This is a genomic window from Oscillochloris sp. ZM17-4, from assembly GCF_019599295.1.
Classification (GTDB): Bacteria; Chloroflexota; Chloroflexia; order Chloroflexales; family Chloroflexaceae; genus Oscillochloris.
This window is the reverse complement of record NZ_JAIEWN010000012.1, coordinates 26,076-43,983: the sequence shown is the minus strand read 5'-3', so window position 1 is coordinate 43,983 and position 17,908 is coordinate 26,076. Positions and strand designations below refer to the sequence as shown.

Genomic DNA, 17,908 nt, shown 5'->3' with positions numbered 1-17,908 from the left:
TCCTCGCGGTAGATAAACATGACGATGTCGGCGTCCTGCTCCAGGCTTCCGCTGTCGCGCAGGTCACTCAGCTGCGGCACCTTGCTCGCCCGCTGCTCCACCGCCCGCGACAGCTGCGACAGCGCCAGCACCGGGCACCCGAGCTCGCGCGCCAGCAGCTTCAGCTGCCGCGAGATCCGCGACACCTCGTCGACCCGGCTCTGCGCGCGGATGTCGCTGATCAGCAACTGGAGGTAGTCCACAATTAGCAGGTCGAGCGGGCGCAGCGCGGCCAGCCGCCGGGCCTTCGATCGCACGTCCATCACCGTCAGCATCGCGCTGTCCTCGATCGCGATCGGCGCGTCGGCGATCGCCGCCAGAGCATCCACCATGGCCGGGTCGCCCCGCCGGGTGCGCGCCTCCACCTGCCGCGTGTCCACGCCGGTATGGATGGCGATCAGGCGCTGGAGCAGCTCGGCCCGGCCCATCTCCAGCGAGACCACGCCCACCCCGCGCCGTCGCCGCACCCCCAGCTCGTAGGCGATGCTCATGGCCATGCCGGACTTGCCCAGGCCGGGGCGGGCCGCCAGCAGGGCCAGCTGGCCCGGGCGCAGCCCGCCGTTCAGCCGCCGGTCGAGGTCGAGCAGGCCTGTCGGCGTCACCCGCTCCTCCACATTGGCCTGGGCCGCGTCGAAGTACTGCTGCACTACCGCGCTCAGCGGCACGAAGTCGGCCCCGCGCTGGCGCTGGCTGACCACGAACAAGGTCTGCTCGGCCCGATCCAGCGTCGTCTCCAGCTCGCCGCGCTCGTCGTAGCCCAGGGCCGTGATCTTGCCGCCCGCCTCGATCAGGCGGCGCAGGGTGGCGGCGCGGGCGACCGCCTGGACGTAGTACTCGACGTGGACGGCGGTGGGCACCTCGGCGGCCAGCTCGCCCAGGGCGATCATCCCGCCGACCAGCTCCAGCCGCTCCTGGCGGCGCAGCTCGCCGGCGACGGTGGCCAGGTCGGGGGGGACGCGCTGGGCCAGGCAGGCCAGCATGGCCGCGTAGACCTGTCCGTGGCGCTCCAGGTAGAAGTCGGCGGGCTGGATCTGGTCGCTGACGGCTAGGATAGCCTCGCGGTCGAGCAGGATGGCCCCCAGCACCGACCGCTCGGCGGTGAGGTCGTAGGGCACGCTACGCTCGCTCATTGCGGATGCTCCTGGGTCAGCCGATCCAGGATGGCGCGCTGCTCGGCGGGGGTTGGCGCGGCGCGGAACCGCCGGATCCAGCGGTCGCGCTGCTCGTCGGAAAGGTCGGGGTGGGCATGGATGGGCAGGGCGCTAAGCGGGCGCTCGGGCGGCGTCTCTATGCCATCGGGTAGGTCGCGCAGGGCGGCGACCACCCAGCCCGCCAGGTCGCGCACATCAGCGCGGGCGCGGGCCTGGGCGATCACGCGAGCGACCTGGACCGCCTGGCGGTCGGCCAGGCTGGCGGCCACGCTGCGCCGAACGCCCAGGGCCAGCAGGCGCTGCTCGGATTCAGTACGATTCGTGCCACCACCAGCGGCGTCTGTAACTGCAGGGGGCTGGGGGGACTCGCTCAGATCCCTGAGACTCCCTGATGATCCCGTCGGCTGCGGCGGAACCGCCCGCCCATGCGAGACCGATACACGGTAGGGACTAATCGAAAGCCATAGGAAGCGCTCCGTCGCCGGGGCGCTTCGTCATGTCGGCCTCGCGAGGCCGATCTGCTCGGGTATAGATTTGCCAGCCGTTGCGGACGGGTGTACATGGAGCTTTACCACAAGACCATGACGCCCATCCGTGAAAGGCTGGCATAGCGTGCATCATACCATTCTGGCCCCACTATCGCATCGGCGTCAGTCCCAGGTTGCCCGCGTACTCGCGCTGGCGCTGCTGCCGCTGCTGCTTGGGCTCGGCGGTGGTCATGGCTCCGAGAGCCTCCCGGCGGCGGTGTCCGCGATGAGCCGCACCGGAACCGTGCGCTGGGTGCGGCGACGCGTGTGGCAGCGGCCCGCCCGCGCGGCGCGGGTCTGGCCGATCACCCGCCAGCTCCTGCGGCCCGTCCTGGCGCAGGCGGGGCTGCTCGCGCTTTTGCTGGGGGCCAATCGGGTCGCGCCGCCCCTGCTCCTGCTCGCCAGTCTGCCGCTGCTGCGCGCCCTGCTCACCCTCAGCGCCCTGGTCTGGCCGCGCTGGGGGCAGCGGGCCGCGTGTCGCTGGCTCATCCATATGAGCGCCGCCCTCCAGCTGGCCCTGCTGCTCACCCTCAGTGTTGGCCTGCTGCGCGACCACATCCTGACCGCCAGCGGCCTCCTCGCCGCCGTCGCCGTGCCCCGCCCGCCCAAGCCGCGCGCCACGGGGCGTATCCTTGATGATGGCACCTACGAGGTGAGCCTGGGCACGGACTTTGTCATTCGCCACAAGCCGGTCGACGAATTTGACCGCCGCCTGTTCCTGCTCTTCCTCCGTGACATTCACCTGGTGCACTACCCCTCGAAATGGCCCTTCCTCTGCCAGAGCTGGCTGGCCGACTGGTTCGGCACGCTCCAGGAGTTGATCAGTCGCTGGGAGGATTATCGCGAGGCTGGCGACTGGCAACGCCTGATGAGCCGCCACGATGGCCCGCTGCTGCCCTACGCGCAGCGCCAAGAACTCATTCAGCTCTGGGCGCGCCACCTCTGGTGGAGCGTGGCTGAGGTGCAGGCCGCCGCTGCGGCCGAGGGGCTGACCCTGAGCGCGCACGCCATCAACCAGATTGGCCAGGAGAGCGGGCTGCTGGTCGCCCGCCGGGTGCTCCGCGAGCGCTTCCAGCTCAGCGCCGAGACGCTGCGCCCCAAGGACGACTGGCTGGTGACGCAGCTGTTTGCCCTGCTCGACCAGCTCCAGGCCCGCTTGGCGCGTGGCGAGCCACCCACCGCAGAGGAGCGCTCGCGGCTGGCCGACCTGCTCGCCCTGCGCAGGGAGCTGGGCCTCGGCAGCGGCCAGGAACTCGAACGCCCGCTGGCCTGGGGCTATCACCTCCAGCACATCCTCTGCGGCGACTGGGAGACCGTCGATGACGGCAGCATCCGCTGCCCACACTGCGGCAGTAGCCAGGTGCGCCGCAAGAGCCGTACCCCGCGCGCCAAGCGCTACATCGATGCGGCGGGCCAGGTGCAGACGCTGGACGTGTTCCGCTACTACTGCCAGAATACGGCCTGCGCGCACGGCAGCTTCACCAGCCTGCCGCCCGACCTGCTGCCCTATTCGCCCTGGCGCACGGAGGTGCATCTCCAGGCGTTGCAGGCCTACGAGCTCGGACACAGCAGCTACCGCCGGGTCGCCGCCGGGCTGGGGGTGTCGACGGCGACGGCCTACCGCTGGGTCAGCCAGTTTGGCGGTCAACTGCTGCCGGTTGCCGCGCTGTTCGGGGTGGTGCGCAGCAGCGGGGTGGTGGGCGTGGACGAGAAGTGGGTGAAGGTGCCGACCAACGACAAGCCGGCGGGTAAGCAGCGGCACTGGATGTACGTCTACGTGGCGGTGGACTGCTACAGCTACGACCTGCTGCACGTGGCGCTCTACCCGGTGCGCGGCACGGACGCGGCGCGGGCCTTCCTGCTGGGGCTGCGGGCCAAAGGGTATCAGCCGCAGGTCATCGTGACCGACCTCTGCGCAGATTACGACCGGGCGATCCCAGCGGTGTTTCCCCACGCGGTTCACCACCAGTGCATCTTCCACGCCCTGCAAGCCTGGCACACGCAGCTGCGCGACGCCTACGGGAAACACTACCGTGTGCAGCGCCCTGACGCGGTGAAGCTCCAGAACCAGCTCGATGGCATCTTTCACGCCAAGACGAAACGGACGGCCCAACGGCGCTACGACACGGTGCTGGCACTGCGGGAGGCGTATGTGGCGCAGACGCCCGAGGTGGAGGCGCTCTTCGCCAGCCTGGAGCGCCACTGGCCGAAGCTGGTCAACGCCATCGAGAGCGACCGCATCCCCAAGACGAACAACACGGCCGAGCTGGTGAACCGGCGCTTCGACCAGCACTACCAGACGTTTTGCGGCTTCGACACGATCACCACGGCGCAGACCTACCTGACGGTGTTCGAATGGTGCTACCGCTTCACCCCGTTCACCCCAGATGCGCAGCAGCGGATCCGTGGGAAGTGTCCGCTGGAGCTGGCCGGCTACGACGTGGCTACGCTGCCCATGGCGCAGATCTGTCGCGGCCAGATGCTCCACTGGCCCCCTGAGGCCCTCGGCGAAGTAGTCCCCAGGACGTAACGGTCCCGCCCACGGCGTCGTGGTGCGCTCGACGGCTGTGCTATAATGGCCTCATGAATGATCGGGTTGCCGATCATGGGGCCGATCTGGTCGGGCGGCACAAAAAAAAGTGCCTGCCCCGTCGACGCGGGCGCGGGAGGCTCGGCGAGATCGAGGCCGAGTTGACGATATCCGGCGGGACTCAAGGCGATGGGGCTTCCGGCGTCGAGCAGACGGCGCTGGCTGGCTAGGGCGAGAATCGTCGCATCATCATCGGGCAGCGGCTGGGCTGCATCATCGCGCAACAGGCCGAGATTCTCCAATGCATAGCTCGCAGCAGGGAAGCCATGCAGCGCCATCGAGTAGATCCCGATGTCGCGCAGCGAGAGCAGTGGAGTTGTCAGGTAGCGCTGGGCGAGAGCCGGATGGCCAGGATGCGGGTCGAGTCGGCCCATGCAGATGTCAAGCAGTCGCCGATCCAGCCGCAGGGTCGGGATATGGCGCGGTCGCCCGTAGTCTGGCAACTCCAGATCCCATGCCCGTGGCGCGCCTGCAATACGGCCCCATGCGGAAATATAAGCCGATTTCCGCCCGGGTGTGCGTTGGGCGATGAGCCAGCCGGCTGCAGCGAGGCGCTGCAGCGCACGGGTGGCCGCACCGTAACTCAGCGACGGATCGTAGATCTGGAGATCGCGTGGCGAGATCGGCACTGGCACACGATCAGCGTGGTAGCGTCGGGCGATCAGAGCGTAAGCCCCGATGGCAACCGGAGCGTCGCGAAGGTCGATGATCAGGCGCCGGGGGATTGGGATGTAGTATGATGGTTGTGACATCGGCTCGTCCACAGAATGCAGAGAATGGCAACGCCTGGGCTGTACCATAGATGGCATAGCCTGAGAGAAAACCTGATATGGTCTTCGGCTAGCTATTCCAATTTGGGGAGCTCTGGCGCGTCCTCATTTGGACATAGGAGAGACGCATCGATTAGCAATGCCCGCAGTAGAGTGCGATGTTGAATGATTTTTTGTAGGATTTGAGGGAACTGACCTGATCGATATCGTTGAATGGTTTTCGGCGTCACATTGAGAACTTGGGCTCGTTCGTTATCATCACGCCCTAGCAGTTCCAGCGATGTAGAGAGATTTTTTAAATTCATAATCTCAATGTCTCCCACTCAGACAATTTATTCCTATGACAGTGTAATCACAAAAATGTCTTTTGTCAAGGCTTAATTTTAGACAATTTTGTCCACTTACTATGGTGACGTTATGAGTATGACGCATGTTGGAATGTATCTGAGGCTACTGCGCGAGTGGAATTCGCTTTCGCAGGAAGATGTTGCGCAGGCACTTGAAGTGTCATCGAAGCAAGTTGCACGGTGGGAGCGTGGCGAGAGCGATCCGTCAGCTGTGTCACTTATGATGTTTGTGAATACCGTTCAGGGCGACATCAGACACGTAAAGAGCCTTATGGAGGAGATGAGGACTCTTGAAGACAGTCAAGATATGGCGGCTCAGCGCATTGAGGAAATAAGACGTATCGGCAGTGATCCAGAGAGTCTGGACTCTGAAACGCAGATTTTTAAACTGATGAGGGAATATGCAGATATAGGAAAAAAATCTATTTTAGATCGAGTTGCTCAGTATTTTCGCTTTCTTGATCATGAGGAGAAGAACAAAACTAGTTGATTTTAAGTCGCACTTTAAGGTGAAATATCTACTGAGGGTTCATGATTTTCACCATATCATTAACTGCATCGTATATCATCTCAGCTACAAGAGAAACACCAAGAAAACCACAAACACAAAAGATACTGATAAAAGCACTCATAATAGCGGTATTCCCAATACTAAACGCCCCCCATGCATAAATTATACAACTCCAAGCATAACATACACCTGTTATCAAGATTAAGGCACTCAAAACGATGTATCCTCTCCATAATCGCTGGAGCGCTGGGTGACAGGCCGACCAAGGTCTGGTAGACTTCCTGATATGCAGCTCCCCGATGTCAACCTTGACGCAATCGCCGACCCCGCAACCCGCGAGGTCGTTCAGCAGTTGCTCAACATCATCGAGGCGCTGGCTGCAGAAAACGCCGCCCTGCGCGCCGAGAACCAGCAGCTCCGCGATGAGAACGCCCGCCTGAAAGGTGGCGCAGGGAAGCCGAACATCAAGCCATCGGTGCAGCCGACGCCGACCGACCACTCCTCGGAAGTCGAGCGCCAGACCCGCACCCCTCGCGGCAAGCCCAAAAAGAACCAAACCCTCACCGTCACCCGCGAGGAACGCTGCGTGGTCGACCCCGCGACCCTGCCTGAGGGTGCGCGCTTCAACGGCACGCGCGAAACCATCGCCCAAAACCTCATCTTCCAGGTCGAAGTCATCCGCTTCCTGCGTGAGGAGTGGTTCGTCCCCTCCACGAACCAAACCATCCTGGCGCCGCTACCACCTGGCTACCACGGTGGCTTTTCTCCCAGCATCCAGACCCTCATCCCGGCGCTCGGCCACGACACCACGAATGTGAGCCAGCCGGCCTTGCTGCAGTTCCTGCGGACGATGGGCGTGTCGATTGGCGCGGGAACCGTCGCGCGACTGCTTGCGGACTCCACGGGTCGCTGGGCCGAAGAAGCAGACGCCATCCATCAGGCCGGGCTTGCCAGTGGGCCGTGGGTGGCTACCGACCAGACCTCGACCCGGGTGGACGGGCAGAACGAAGTCTGCCACGTGGTCGGCAACGCCCTGTTCACCAGCTACCACACGCGGCCCGGCGGCACACGCCAGGATGTGCTCGCCGTGCTGTGGGGGCGAGAGCCGCGCTTCCGCCTCAACCACGAGGCCGTGAGCTGGCTGGAGCGAACCAGCCTGCCAGCGCCGCTCCGCAACCGGCTGGTGCTGGCGCTCCCCTGGGAGCGCGACCTGACGAGAACGGAACTGCACGAGCAGCTGACGGCAGCAGGCATCACGCTCGGTCGGCAGCAGCTCCAACCGGTCGGCGACGCCCTGGCGGTGGCGGCGTACCATGCCCAGAGCAGTGTGCCGATTGTGGCGTGGCTGCTGAGCGACGACGCCACCGTGTATGACCATCTGAGTGATGGCCACGGGCTGTGCTGGGTGCATGACTGGCGGCACTACGCGAAGCTGCGGCCGGTTGTGGCGCGCCATCTGCGTGACCTCCAGGCGTATCGCACGCAGTATTGGGAGCTGTACCGAGCACTGCTGAAATACCGACTTTCCCCGAGCGAGGAGGAGCGGGGACGTCTGAGGGCGGCCTTCGACTCACTGGTAGCCTACAAGACGGACTACGCGGCGTTGGAGGAGCGCATCGGCAAGACTGCCGACAAGCGCGTGCAGTTGTTGGCGGTGCTGGAATTGCCAGAGTTGCCGCTGCACAACAACGACATGGAGCTTGCCGCGCGGCGGCGGGTGCGCAAACGCGATGTGAGTTTCGGGCCGCAGTCGCGGGTGGGAGCGCGTGCCTGGGATACGTTCCAGACGATTGCAGCCACGGCTGCGAAGCTTGGTGTGGGGCTGTTTCACTACCTACGCGACCGGCTGGTCAGCCCCGCCAGCACACCCTCGCTTGCTGAGCGCATTGCCGAGCGCTCGCGCCTCGCTGCTCAGCCCGCCGGCTGACTCCAGCGATTATGGAGAGGATACCTATCAAATGATCCTCCCCGATGACCAGCATGAAGCGGTGGGCAAAGAAACGGGTGAAACGGCCCATATTGAGCGGTTTAACAACACGATTCGCCAACGTCTGGCACGGTTTGTGCGCAAAACCCTCTCGTTTTCAAAAACCGATCTGATGCATGAAGTGGGTGGTGTCCCTCATATTCCGTGATGGGCAAGATCTGGATTAGGGAACAAGTGTTCGATTGCTGGCAACTCATCGAGAAAGGCAACTGGAAGGCGAAAGCCGAGTAACTCTTCCGTCGTCCAAACGTGATCGGTCATACCGGCTGCCATCGCAGGCGTGACCTCTCGCCAAATGCGCGGCGAACCCTCACCGCGGGTAGGTTGTGGGTTGGACAGCGCTTCACGCAGGCTGAGATGGGGTAAACAAAGGTGATAGTAGGCCATCGACAACCAGAGCTGGGTTTCCAGCCAGCCAATGTCCTTGGAAAAGCCGAGCGTTTTGCGGGTCAAGCGACGATTGAGCGTGCGCCAGCGCAGATTGTCGCGCTCGACAAAACTGGTATTGATGGTGGTGCTCGCGGACGAGGCAACCAGGCAATCAGCCAGGTCGTCGTCACTGCCAAACACGACTTTCCTGCTCACCTCCACGACCTGACCGCGCTCGCGTCGTTTCACCACTTGCGCATAGCGCAAGTTTGGAAGCGGAATGCGGCGTTTGGCCGGATGACGGCCGCGTGAGCCTTGCCGTGGTGGCTGATACCAGGTTCCATAGACTTCGAGCAGTGCCGTCTGGTAGGCCGGCAGTTGGTCGCTGGTAAAGAAGGGAATATGCGCATCCGTCACATGAACGACCCGTTGCAGCAGCAGATTGGCTTCGGCTTGCGTGCGCTTACCGACCACAAAGGCCAACACCAAACGCCAACAGGGGGCAAATGCCACCCACACCCATGCATCGCCGTAGCTCTCCGACCATTCTGTCGCTTGGAGCAGATGCTGCTCCTTGGTATGCACAAAGCTCCATAGCTCATCGAGTTGGCATTCGGTGACGTGGAGTTGCCGCCACAAATACAGCATCAGCAGCCGACTATGGCCACCTGCACGCTGCAACCAGGCACACACGGTGTCTTTATCCACCTGTACCACCCGCGCGGTGCTCCGGATGCTCATCCCTTCCGCCAGCGCACGCACGGCCAGTTCGAAGACCGACCGTGGGGTTTCCAAATTGAAGTAGGCGGTACCTTCGGTCAATGATACGCTCCATCCACACGCCCGACACAACCCTTGTTTTGCCCCACGGCTAGAGCCATTTTTTACCAACATTCCCTGCGCAAAGGGCAGACCGTAACAGCGACAGTCACGGTTCGGACAGTACAAGGTTGCCCAGTCCATGCAATCCTCGTCGTGCAGAAGGCTACTACTCCCACGCGAGGATACATTATGTTTATCTCGTCAGCCTACCTCATCACGGAATATGAGGGACACCACCATGAAGTGTGCCTCCGGCTGTTTCTCTTTCGCTACAATCGCTCACTCCGCGTGTAAGCAAAACACGCGAGGTGTCAATCATTTCGTACGGCGTTCCCTCGGGGAAGAGACGCGTCACCATTCGAGATATAGCCACTACCGAAAGACAAACTCGATTTGGAACCGCAGCTGGTAGTCGTCACGCAGGACATCCCAGGCCAGAGTGCCGTCACTACTGAAGAGGTAGACGTGCGCCTGTTTGCCGGTGGTCTGATGGGTCTTGACGATCATGACCACATTCAGCGGTTGGTCAAAGGTCTCGTGCCGCGCCTCAACCTGATAGATGCGCGTCTCAATCTCGTGTTCCACGGTAGTCTGCTTCAGAAAGCGTTCCGGGATGGCCGTTGGGTCGATCCGCTCGCCATAGATTCGGTGTGGGCCATGTCCGGCGTAGGGGCCGTCATACGGATAATAGAGCGCCGAGTCGCTGCGCAGCTTTGAGATAAGGTGCAAGCCGAGGCGACGGGCCATCAGCACGGCGTTGTGGTTGCCAAAATGCCCATCCAGCACCAGATAGCGCAGCGTGAGGGATGCCCCGATGCGGGTCAGGAGACCTTGGATCATGGCACTGATACGGGTATGTTCCGCATTCAGGGGTGCATCGGCCTTGGCCTGGGTGCTGCTGCCCTTCGGGCGGCCCGGTTTCCGTTTGGCGACCGGCGCGGCTGGGGGCGGCGTTCCCGCAGGTTCACGCAGCACCTGCGCGATCTGCACGGGAAAGGCCTGCCGTTCCGTACGACTGACCAGGGCCAGCGCGAAGAGCGCGACCCCCGGCACCGGTTTGCCAAAGATACTGGAAAAGAAGCGATCCACGCCGTAGGTCTCCGTCCCGGCTTTCGTCACCACACATTCATCGCCGACCAGCAGCATGTCATCGCCGGGGGTGAGCAGATGCGTCCGCACGAAGATCCAGAGCATCGCGGCCCAGGGCAGGGTCGTATGAAAGAAGCGCTGGATGGTGCGATAGCTGCCACCGGTTCCGGTCCAGCGCGAGAGTCCCAGCATCGTGACCCGTCCCGTCATCGCGAGCATGGCCAGCACAATCCGGCCAAGCTGGCGCAGTGTCGTCATCCTGACTTCAGCGACCAGGCAGAGGAGCAATGGTAGAATAGAATCCATGGCTTTTGTGCGCTTTCCGTTGTCGGGTTTTGATCGACCCAACGGTACCACAAAAGCCATTCTCGTTCCCGGTCAGTTTTGGCGAAGGTATTGTTATTACCAGTTGTTTACAGGAATTTTCAATGCTTCCCACTCCGGATCTGGAGTCCCCGCGCGCGATAGGTTCGGATAGTCCATTGCGCAGTCCGCTCCGTCATGGTGGTCACGAACATCTCTGGCGTCTGGGCGACTATGGTCCGATCCAGTATGCCTTCCTCCGCTGCTCAGCAGGTAGAACACCTCCCCGTGGTGCAGCAGCCGTCGTGGGTGCTGCTAACCTCCACTGTATCAGCAGAGAAGAGCCGTTCAACGTCTCTGACAACTCATGCTTGCACCCCTCCTGCACTCCTGTAGTCAGATCTTGACATCGCCCTGATCATGCGGTACAACAATCTAACTAAGGTTGGTTAACGACCTTGTTTGCCCCCGATCACGTTATTATCAGTGCTAATCCTTCTCCGTTCAGGAGCAACCGATGGATAGCCAGGCTACACATCCGCTGGGGCTTAATGAGATCCTGCTGAAGCTTATCGAGGCCGGCATCTGGTCAACGCGCGAGCGGCTGGGATATAAGTGGGCCATCCACACCCTCGACAACGAGAGCAGCGCACTGCCAACCCAGCCGTATTCAACTAACCTCGACCTGCAATTCGAAATCCTGGCAAACCAATACGGCGATCTTCTCGATCAGATCGCTGACTATATTGCCCGCAATATAGTGCAGCCCGACCCCTGGCGAAAGCTCGTCGCGCCGGAGGCATTTCAGGCCAAGCGCTACACGCTCGGCACATTGCACAGAATCATGAGCCGTCTGAACTATGAGCTTGTCCCCGCGGATCAGGTGGCAGGGTGCGAGAACTTGATCCTGCTGGCTGGTAGCCATTCTCAGGCGATGGTCGACTTCTGGCGCCAGCACGAGCAGAGGATCGGCAGCGTCGTGACGCTGTTCGGCACAACCCGTAAGCATATCGCCGAAGATCTGCGGTTGCCAGCGGCAAAATATATGGCCCTGGCCTCACGCGATACCCTTGCCCAGATTGGGCCCGACGAGCGCAAGATTATGATCCCGGGTGTCCGAAAGGCCCCCGTCGATGGAGTCAGCTCCGCTCCTTCGTCACACCCCCTGCTTCCGCTCGCAGTAGCCCCCCCCGTGGCCCCCTTCCAGAGCGACGTATCCCAGCAACTGCTTGACCTGAAGGATTGGGTCAGACGAATCACGTTCCCCGGCGAGTTCCTGCTCTCGGTCAATAAGTTTAGCGACTCCTGGCTCTATATAGCCCGATTCAACCGCAAAGAGGTGCGCGATCTCGTAGCACCTATGCTGCGCCACGTCCTCACGCGCTATCTGGAGTCCCCGTCCGATCCATACGTCCTGTTCTGCTCTGAGCTTGGCTCGTTTTCAGAAGATGAGTTTGCCACCGCTGATGTGGTGCATCGCGTCTTTGCCGAGCTTGGCGATGCGCGGTTGTCTTTCGAGCGCTACTGGGAGCCCGAACCAGGAGTGATCCAGCTGAACGAACAGGCATTTCAAGGGCTGCGCGCCATCGGGGTCTTTGTGCTCTCCATCCACGTCGACCTGCTCCTGAGCATCATCGCTAAAATTCGCGAGATCGGCGGCGATGTCGCCTTCCTCATCGCGATCATCGAACGTGACGATGTGGGCCGGGCTAAATTTGCTGCTCAGGGCGTCGACCTTGTCCCACTGGTGCTTTGGGACGCCGACAAAAAGGAGCTGCGCACGGTTCTTGAGCGGAGCGATCCTATCTATACGCCCTATCACGCGCTCTTCCTCTAAGCTCTAGCCGCCCAATGCGGTCGGGCGCTACCTCTGGAAGGAGCCGCCATTGCCCTTCCCACCGCATACCTGATTGCGATCTCAGCTTCTATCTCTGTCAACAATCAGCAGGGCTGATATCTATGGCTGGACTAGCAGATCTTATCGCCCGACGTATCGAGCAACTCGCCGCCGGCGACGATCAGGAGGAGCCGATCATCTGGCTCTGGGGCAGCCAGGGGGTTGGAAAAACTCACTGGCTGCGCGAGGTGGAGTTCCATGCGCTGGATAAGAACCTCCAGACGGTCTGGATTGACCTTCCCGCAGCTCCATCGCACCCTGACGACTACGCAGCCGGCCAGGAGCAGCTTCGGCGCGCCCTAGAGCGCATGATCGATGGGCCGGCCTTCCGGGGCCAGAGAAAGGTGCTGATTATTGATGATGCGCCAGGCAGCGACGGGCAGAAGGCGATCAGCCGGGAGGTGTTCGATCTGCTTGTGCCGCTGACCCGCCCGCCCTACAAGGGCCAGGTCATCGCCTTCCTCAGCAGCATCTGGCCCTTCCGCGTCGATCTCCTCTCGCGGGCGACCCCCGAGTTGCGCACGCAGATCAAATCCATCCAGATCCCACTCTGCGACCCTGAAGGAACCGAGAATCAGCTGCGCTACTTGATCGCCAAGAACAAAGTGCGCGCGTCGATACGGTCGCTCCACACCCATATCCATTACCTTACCTTTGGGCTGCCGTTCGGCAATGAGTGTATCGCAACCTTCTTCACCCAGGAGTCGACGCAAGACTCGGCGCACGAGTGGCGCAAAAGAGAACTAGCCCTGGTCGAGCACCTGGTCCAGGAGATGCGGGCAAAGCTTGAGCAAAAGGTGGAGTTCAACGAGGCCATCTATCAGCGCATTCGCGAGATGGCCGTGTACCGTTATTTCGACGAGGACACCCTTTCGGCGATGGATGAGAGCTATAGCCACGGCTTCGGCGATCTGATCTCAATGATGCGGGCAACTGGCATCGTACGCTATGAGAAGAAGATCAACAGCAACGAGGTTGTCGCGCCGCTCCGCCGGCTGCTCGTCCGCCATTGGAGTATTACCGACCGCGAGGGCTTTTTTAACCACTGCGAGCTCGCGCTCCAGATCTATGAGTGGCGGCTCAACGAGGACCTCCAGGATAGCCAGATTGGGAAAGAGGCCATCGCTGCACGGCTACGCGGCGAGCTCCTGCTGCTGGCCCGCATCTACCGCTGCTACGATAGCCCCGACGAGAAGATTAACTTCGTCTTGCGCGAACGCTGCACGCAGCGGCTCCGCGCCATCTACACGGGGCCGGAGAGCCTGGGTACAGCCCGGCTCCTGGCCGATCAGATCAAGAACGAAGAGGAGCTCTTTTGCTTCCGGGATGAACTGGCCAGCAACATTGAGCGGTTTATCGAGCAGCGCACGAAGGTGCGGCTCGATATCGTGATCGAAGAGTCCCAGCGCGTTCTGGCAACGTGGAAGGCCGCGCGGGAGGCGGAGCGCAGCTACGAGAAGCCTATCCGCGCAGATGATGTCGTGAAGGTGATCGAGCTCTTTGATGCCGGTGTCGCCGCTGGCGATATGGGCGACCGCATCGATCAAGTAGGTACGCTCATTCGCACCGACCTCATCCCTGATGCGACGGCGCAGATCATCCAGGAGGCCGGCAACGCCCTGGAGATCAGTGTGACCGGCGCGTCTGTGCCCTATGAGCTTATGCGCTCTGGCGAGAGCTTCCTCTGCCTGACCCACAGCATCGGGCGGGCGCTGCCGCAGTCGCAGTGGGCGAGCGATGAGCACCTCCCAGGCTATCATAGTGCGCCCCCAACGCCCCTAAAAGCGCTCCTGGTTACGCTGGGTGCCCGTGATGACCCTATGGCCTCGTCGCTGGAAACGGAGATCGCGCAGATCGCGCCTGTTCTAAGCGCCCGGCGCGTCATCTGCGATACGGAGCAATTTCCCAGCCGGCCACGCCTGCTTGAGCTGTTTAGCCGCCAGAAATATCGCCTGATCTACCTGGCCGGACCTGTTACGGCCGAGTATTCCGCTGATGAGCATAGGGTGGTCGCCAGCCTTATGTGTGCGGACGGCAGGGCGGCCCGGCTGCATGACGTGGGCTCGTACCTGACTAAACAGCGGCCGCTGGTCTTCATCAATGGCGTCCACCAGCCCCGACCCGGCGGCAGCCTGGACACGCAACCTTCGACGACCGGCAAGATGCAACTCCTCGATGGAAAAGAGCTCCAGCCGTTTAAGCTACTGCTGCTGGGCCTGATGGATGAGAGCCTGAATGATAATGAGCTCAAGACGCTCTGTGGGTTTTACCTTTTGGGTGTAGACTATGAAAACCTGAGCGGTGATGGAAAGCTTGCGAAGATGCAGGTGCTGATCGACCACCTGGAGCGGCGCCGCGCGCTCGCCGACCTGCTGGATGCGCTAGAGAAGATGCGGGAAGATATGCACGCGCCCGTGGGCAAGCTACGCGACCAGCTCAGGGCGCACACGTCGTCTCCGCTCTCCGGCGTGGATGTGGGGGCGGAAGTGCTCAGGAGTGGAGCGAATCATTGCCTCGTAAATCAGTGGAACACCACTCCAGAGAGTGCAACCGAGTTCGCCGTAAAATTCTTCACCCACCTGATGACCGGCCAGATGATCGGCGAGTCTGTCCGGCTAGCGCGCCACGATCTCCAGCTCCGAGCAGCGCCGGATGCGGCCTGGGCCGCCTATGTACTCTATGGCGACCCAATGCAAACGATGCGACCGCCGCGCGATGATGAGGGTAGACTGTGACATTCTTTGATGCCACTGGGACAGGCTTTGTCGGGCGCACAGAAGAGATTCAGCGCGCCCTCAAGCTGCTCGATCCGGCGCAGCCGGTCTGGATGTTCCATTTCGTCGGCGATGGCGGGATCGGCAAGACTAAGCTGCTTGAGGTGCTCGGCCCGGAGTTTGAACAGCTTGGCTGCGTAGTCCCGGCACTCATCGATATCTACGACTTTGCGAATCAGACGCAGGATGGGTTGATCAATAGCTTGACCCGCCAGCTTGGCTCTGAGCACTTCACAACCTTCTTAGCGCGACAGGACCAGGAGCCTGCTACATCAGAGGAGGCGTACGAGAATGAGCAGGAGCTTATTGCTGCATTTGTGGCCGACTACAATGCGCTTGCCAGAACCGTTACGAAAATAGTGCTGCGATTCGACACCCTCGAAAATATTCCCCACCAGAGCTTCGCCACCTGGCTACTCGAAAGGTTTCTCCCCAGCCTGCACGGGCAGACGATTGTCCTCACTGCCGGCCGCGAGCCTATCCCGCCCGCATATCTTGGGGGGCATATTGATCAGCGCTGGCTAACGGGGATCACCCGGGAGGATGCCCGCACCTATATGCAACAGCGGTTCGCCAGCGAACATCTCCCCGAGCTTATCGATCAGGCGAGCCTCGACAAGATCTATGACCTGGCGGAGGGCAGGCCTATTCTGCTCGCCCTGGCCCTTGGGTGGATTCTCTTGAACGCCGATGTCGATGAGCTGATTGCGGTCCCCAAAGAGGATTTCGAGCGTGAAATGGTCTCGTGGGTACGCGAACTTCCTAGCCAGGTCAACGCGGCAATCCTGCATATGGCCGTCGTCTATAAGCGCTGCGACGCGCCCATGCTCGCCCACCTGATGGGACTAACGCCCGCCGAGGCTGAGCATGTGCTGGCCCAACTCCAGAACCTGGCTTTCATCAAATATCGCGCAGACCTGCACGAGTATACGCTGCACGATGAGATGCGCTATTTGATCGGCAAGTATGCGGCCTATCCGCCAGCGACGCGGCGGGTGATTGCGCGGAAAGCGGTCGAGGCATATCAGGAGAAGCTCGCTCGAGTCACGGACACCCTTGAGCGCCGCACCCTAGAGATCGAAGAACTCTACTACGAGCTGAACTCTGATCTCGATATTGGGCAAGTCCTCTTTAAAGCGATCACGCTCTTTAACGACTATGGACGCAAGAAGGCCGTCGACTTCTGTCGGCTCATGCTGGAGGTAATCGAGGCCAATGTGGCGAAGCTGACAGCCGAACAGTTCGACCAGCTTGAAATCAGCCGGGCCCGCCTGGCCTTTTACCGCCACGATGACGCCCAGGCCCGACACATCCTCGATATACTGAACCGCCAGGAGCAGGTCAGCAGCGAGGTGCGCTACGAGATCTATAACCTTATAGGCAGTATTGAGGAACGTAGCGACCTGAAACGCGCCCTGGAGTACCAGCACAAGAGCCGCAGCGTGCTCGAACAGCTCCTAGGCCAGATCGACCCGACAAGCCCAGCGTGGGCAAGCCGGCAGAGCGACCTGGCCCAGATCTACCGCAAGATCGCGACACTCAGCACAACCCTCGGCGAGTATGATCAGGCCCGCAGCTGGAATACGCGCAGCCTGGGCATCGAAAAGGCGATGATGAACGATGCGGGGGTCGCAGCCTGCATGAATAATATCGCCAACCTCGACCGCCAGCGTGGTGAGTACGGGCGCGCGCGCGAAGAGGCCCTTCAGGCGCTGAAGCTTCGCCAGAACCTGAAAGAGGAGCAGCAGCAACAGGTTGGCTTTAGCTGGAGTACGATCGGCATGATCGAGCGTGATGCCGGCAATTATGACCTTGCTGTGCACTATTTTTACCTGGCATCACAGGTGTTCGAGCATTTCAAGGATGAGGTCGAGAACGCCAAGGCCCTGGCAAACCTGGCCACTATCTATCACTGGCGCGAGGTGAGCCTCACCGTTAAGGCAGCTCAGATCTTCGACCCCAACTCTGTGGCAAATGATCGCATCCCCACAGCCGGCCCCATCCACCTGGAGCTAGAGCACTACCTGCGCCAGGAGTGGCCGAGCTTCTTCCTGAAGTTCCGCATGGGTAACAGCGACTTAAAAAAACGCGCCGAGCAGAGCGCCGCCTACCTTGAGCATAGTGAGCGCATACTGCGCCGTCGTAACCGCAAGGCGGATCTGGCCAGGACGCTGAACTATAAGGGGCGGCTCTGGCTTCACCGATCGGAGTGGTGGAAGGCGGAGGACTCATTCGAGGAAAGCCGTAGGCTCGCCGCTGTAGTCGGTGCCGAGCCGCTGGTTGTCGATGGCCTAGTGTCGCTCATCCTGACACACTATTTGAAAAACACCACCGATGCCGTAGTCCCGCTCTCAGAGGAGGTCGAGCACTGCGCACTGCCCCAAGGGCAGCGCTACGCCGAGCTCCTGAGCCGTATGGAGCTGATACTCGGTAATATCGCCTTTGAGTTGGCTACGTCCACACCCTCGCAGCAGCACTATCGCCGGGCAATTGCCCACTATGGCGAGGCCTGCGCGCAAGCCCTCTTGTTCAATCGCAGCAACTTCGAGGCTGCCAGATATGTTCTCCGCGACCGGCTCCAGCGTATCCAGCCCGAGTTCATCGATATGCTTTGCACGTACCTCATCGACTTCTGGCGAAACGATAGCCGCGACCTGCTCAAACACGATACCAGCCTGCTCGACACGCTGCACGATGTCAGGCGGCGGAAGCTATCTGAGCAAGACGTGTGA

11 protein-coding genes and 1 pseudogene are annotated in these 17,908 nt (G+C 61.4%); 7 read left to right on the top strand and 5 right to left on the bottom strand.

What is annotated here, in order from left to right:
• Window positions 1–1,169, bottom strand: a 1,169-nt coding sequence (locus tag K2Z83_RS11155; RefSeq protein ID WP_220595261.1) for a replicative DNA helicase, incomplete at its 3' end; no start/stop codon positions are given.
• A complete protein-coding gene (locus tag K2Z83_RS11150) occupies window positions 1,166–1,459 on the bottom strand; it encodes a hypothetical protein (protein ID WP_220595260.1) in 294 nt (97 codons plus the stop codon). The genes K2Z83_RS11150 and K2Z83_RS11155, both read right to left, overlap by 4 nt.
• Before the next feature lie 343 nt (window positions 1,460–1,802).
• Between K2Z83_RS11150 and K2Z83_RS11145 the strand changes: the two genes are divergently transcribed.
• Window positions 1,803–4,247 (top strand): transposase, encoded by a 2,445-nt coding sequence (locus K2Z83_RS11145; RefSeq protein ID WP_220595259.1) that lies wholly within the window; start codon window positions 1,803–1,805, stop codon window positions 4,245–4,247.
• Here K2Z83_RS11145 and K2Z83_RS11140 read toward each other — a convergent pair.
• Window positions 4,151–5,059, bottom strand: coding sequence for a hypothetical protein (locus tag K2Z83_RS11140; protein ID WP_220595258.1), 909 nt, complete (start codon window positions 5,057–5,059; stop codon window positions 4,151–4,153). The genes K2Z83_RS11145 and K2Z83_RS11140 overlap by 97 nt on opposite strands.
• A gap of 435 nt (window positions 5,060–5,494) precedes the next feature.
• Here K2Z83_RS11140 and K2Z83_RS11135 point away from each other — a divergent pair, with 435 nt between their 5' ends.
• The 3 genes and pseudogenes from K2Z83_RS11135 to K2Z83_RS11125 all read left to right on the top strand — a co-directional run.
• Window positions 5,495–5,914, top strand: a complete 420-nt coding sequence (locus tag K2Z83_RS11135; protein ID WP_220595257.1) for a helix-turn-helix transcriptional regulator — start codon at window positions 5,495–5,497, stop codon at window positions 5,912–5,914.
• Window positions 5,915–6,221: 307 nt separating this feature from the next.
• Window positions 6,222–7,862, top strand: coding sequence for a transposase (locus K2Z83_RS11130; protein WP_220595256.1), 1,641 nt, complete (start codon window positions 6,222–6,224; stop codon window positions 7,860–7,862).
• 52 nt (window positions 7,863–7,914) lie between these two features.
• Window positions 7,915–8,070: pseudogene (locus K2Z83_RS11125) on the top strand (IS1 family transposase); the annotation flags it as partial.
• On the opposite strand, the gene K2Z83_RS11120 reads toward K2Z83_RS11125, so the two are convergent.
• The gene (locus tag K2Z83_RS11120) at window positions 8,058–9,143 is read right to left on the bottom strand and encodes a helix-turn-helix domain-containing protein (protein WP_220595340.1); all 1,086 of its coding nucleotides are present in this window, start codon (window positions 9,141–9,143) and stop codon (window positions 8,058–8,060) included. The pseudogene K2Z83_RS11125 and the gene K2Z83_RS11120 overlap by 13 nt on opposite strands.
• 342 nt (window positions 9,144–9,485) lie before the next feature.
• Window positions 9,486–10,460, bottom strand: coding sequence for a transposase (locus tag K2Z83_RS11115; RefSeq protein WP_220595254.1), 975 nt, complete (start codon window positions 10,458–10,460; stop codon window positions 9,486–9,488).
• A 562-nt stretch (window positions 10,461–11,022) separates the two neighbouring features.
• Here K2Z83_RS11115 and K2Z83_RS11110 point away from each other — a divergent pair.
• The 3 genes from K2Z83_RS11110 (at window position 11,023) to K2Z83_RS11100 (ending at window position 17,908) form a co-directional block, all read left to right on the top strand.
• Window positions 11,023–12,342: a hypothetical protein gene (locus tag K2Z83_RS11110; RefSeq protein ID WP_220595253.1), complete on the top strand. Its 1,320-nt coding sequence runs from the start codon at window positions 11,023–11,025 to the stop codon at window positions 12,340–12,342.
• 122 nt (window positions 12,343–12,464) lie between these two features.
• Window positions 12,465–15,137: a CHAT domain-containing protein gene (locus K2Z83_RS11105; protein ID WP_220595252.1), complete on the top strand. Its 2,673-nt coding sequence runs from the start codon at window positions 12,465–12,467 to the stop codon at window positions 15,135–15,137.
• On the top strand, window positions 15,134–17,908 hold the full coding sequence (locus K2Z83_RS11100) for a tetratricopeptide repeat protein (protein WP_220595251.1): 2,775 nt from the start codon (window positions 15,134–15,136) through the stop codon (window positions 17,906–17,908). The genes K2Z83_RS11105 and K2Z83_RS11100 overlap by 4 nt, the downstream gene beginning before the upstream one ends.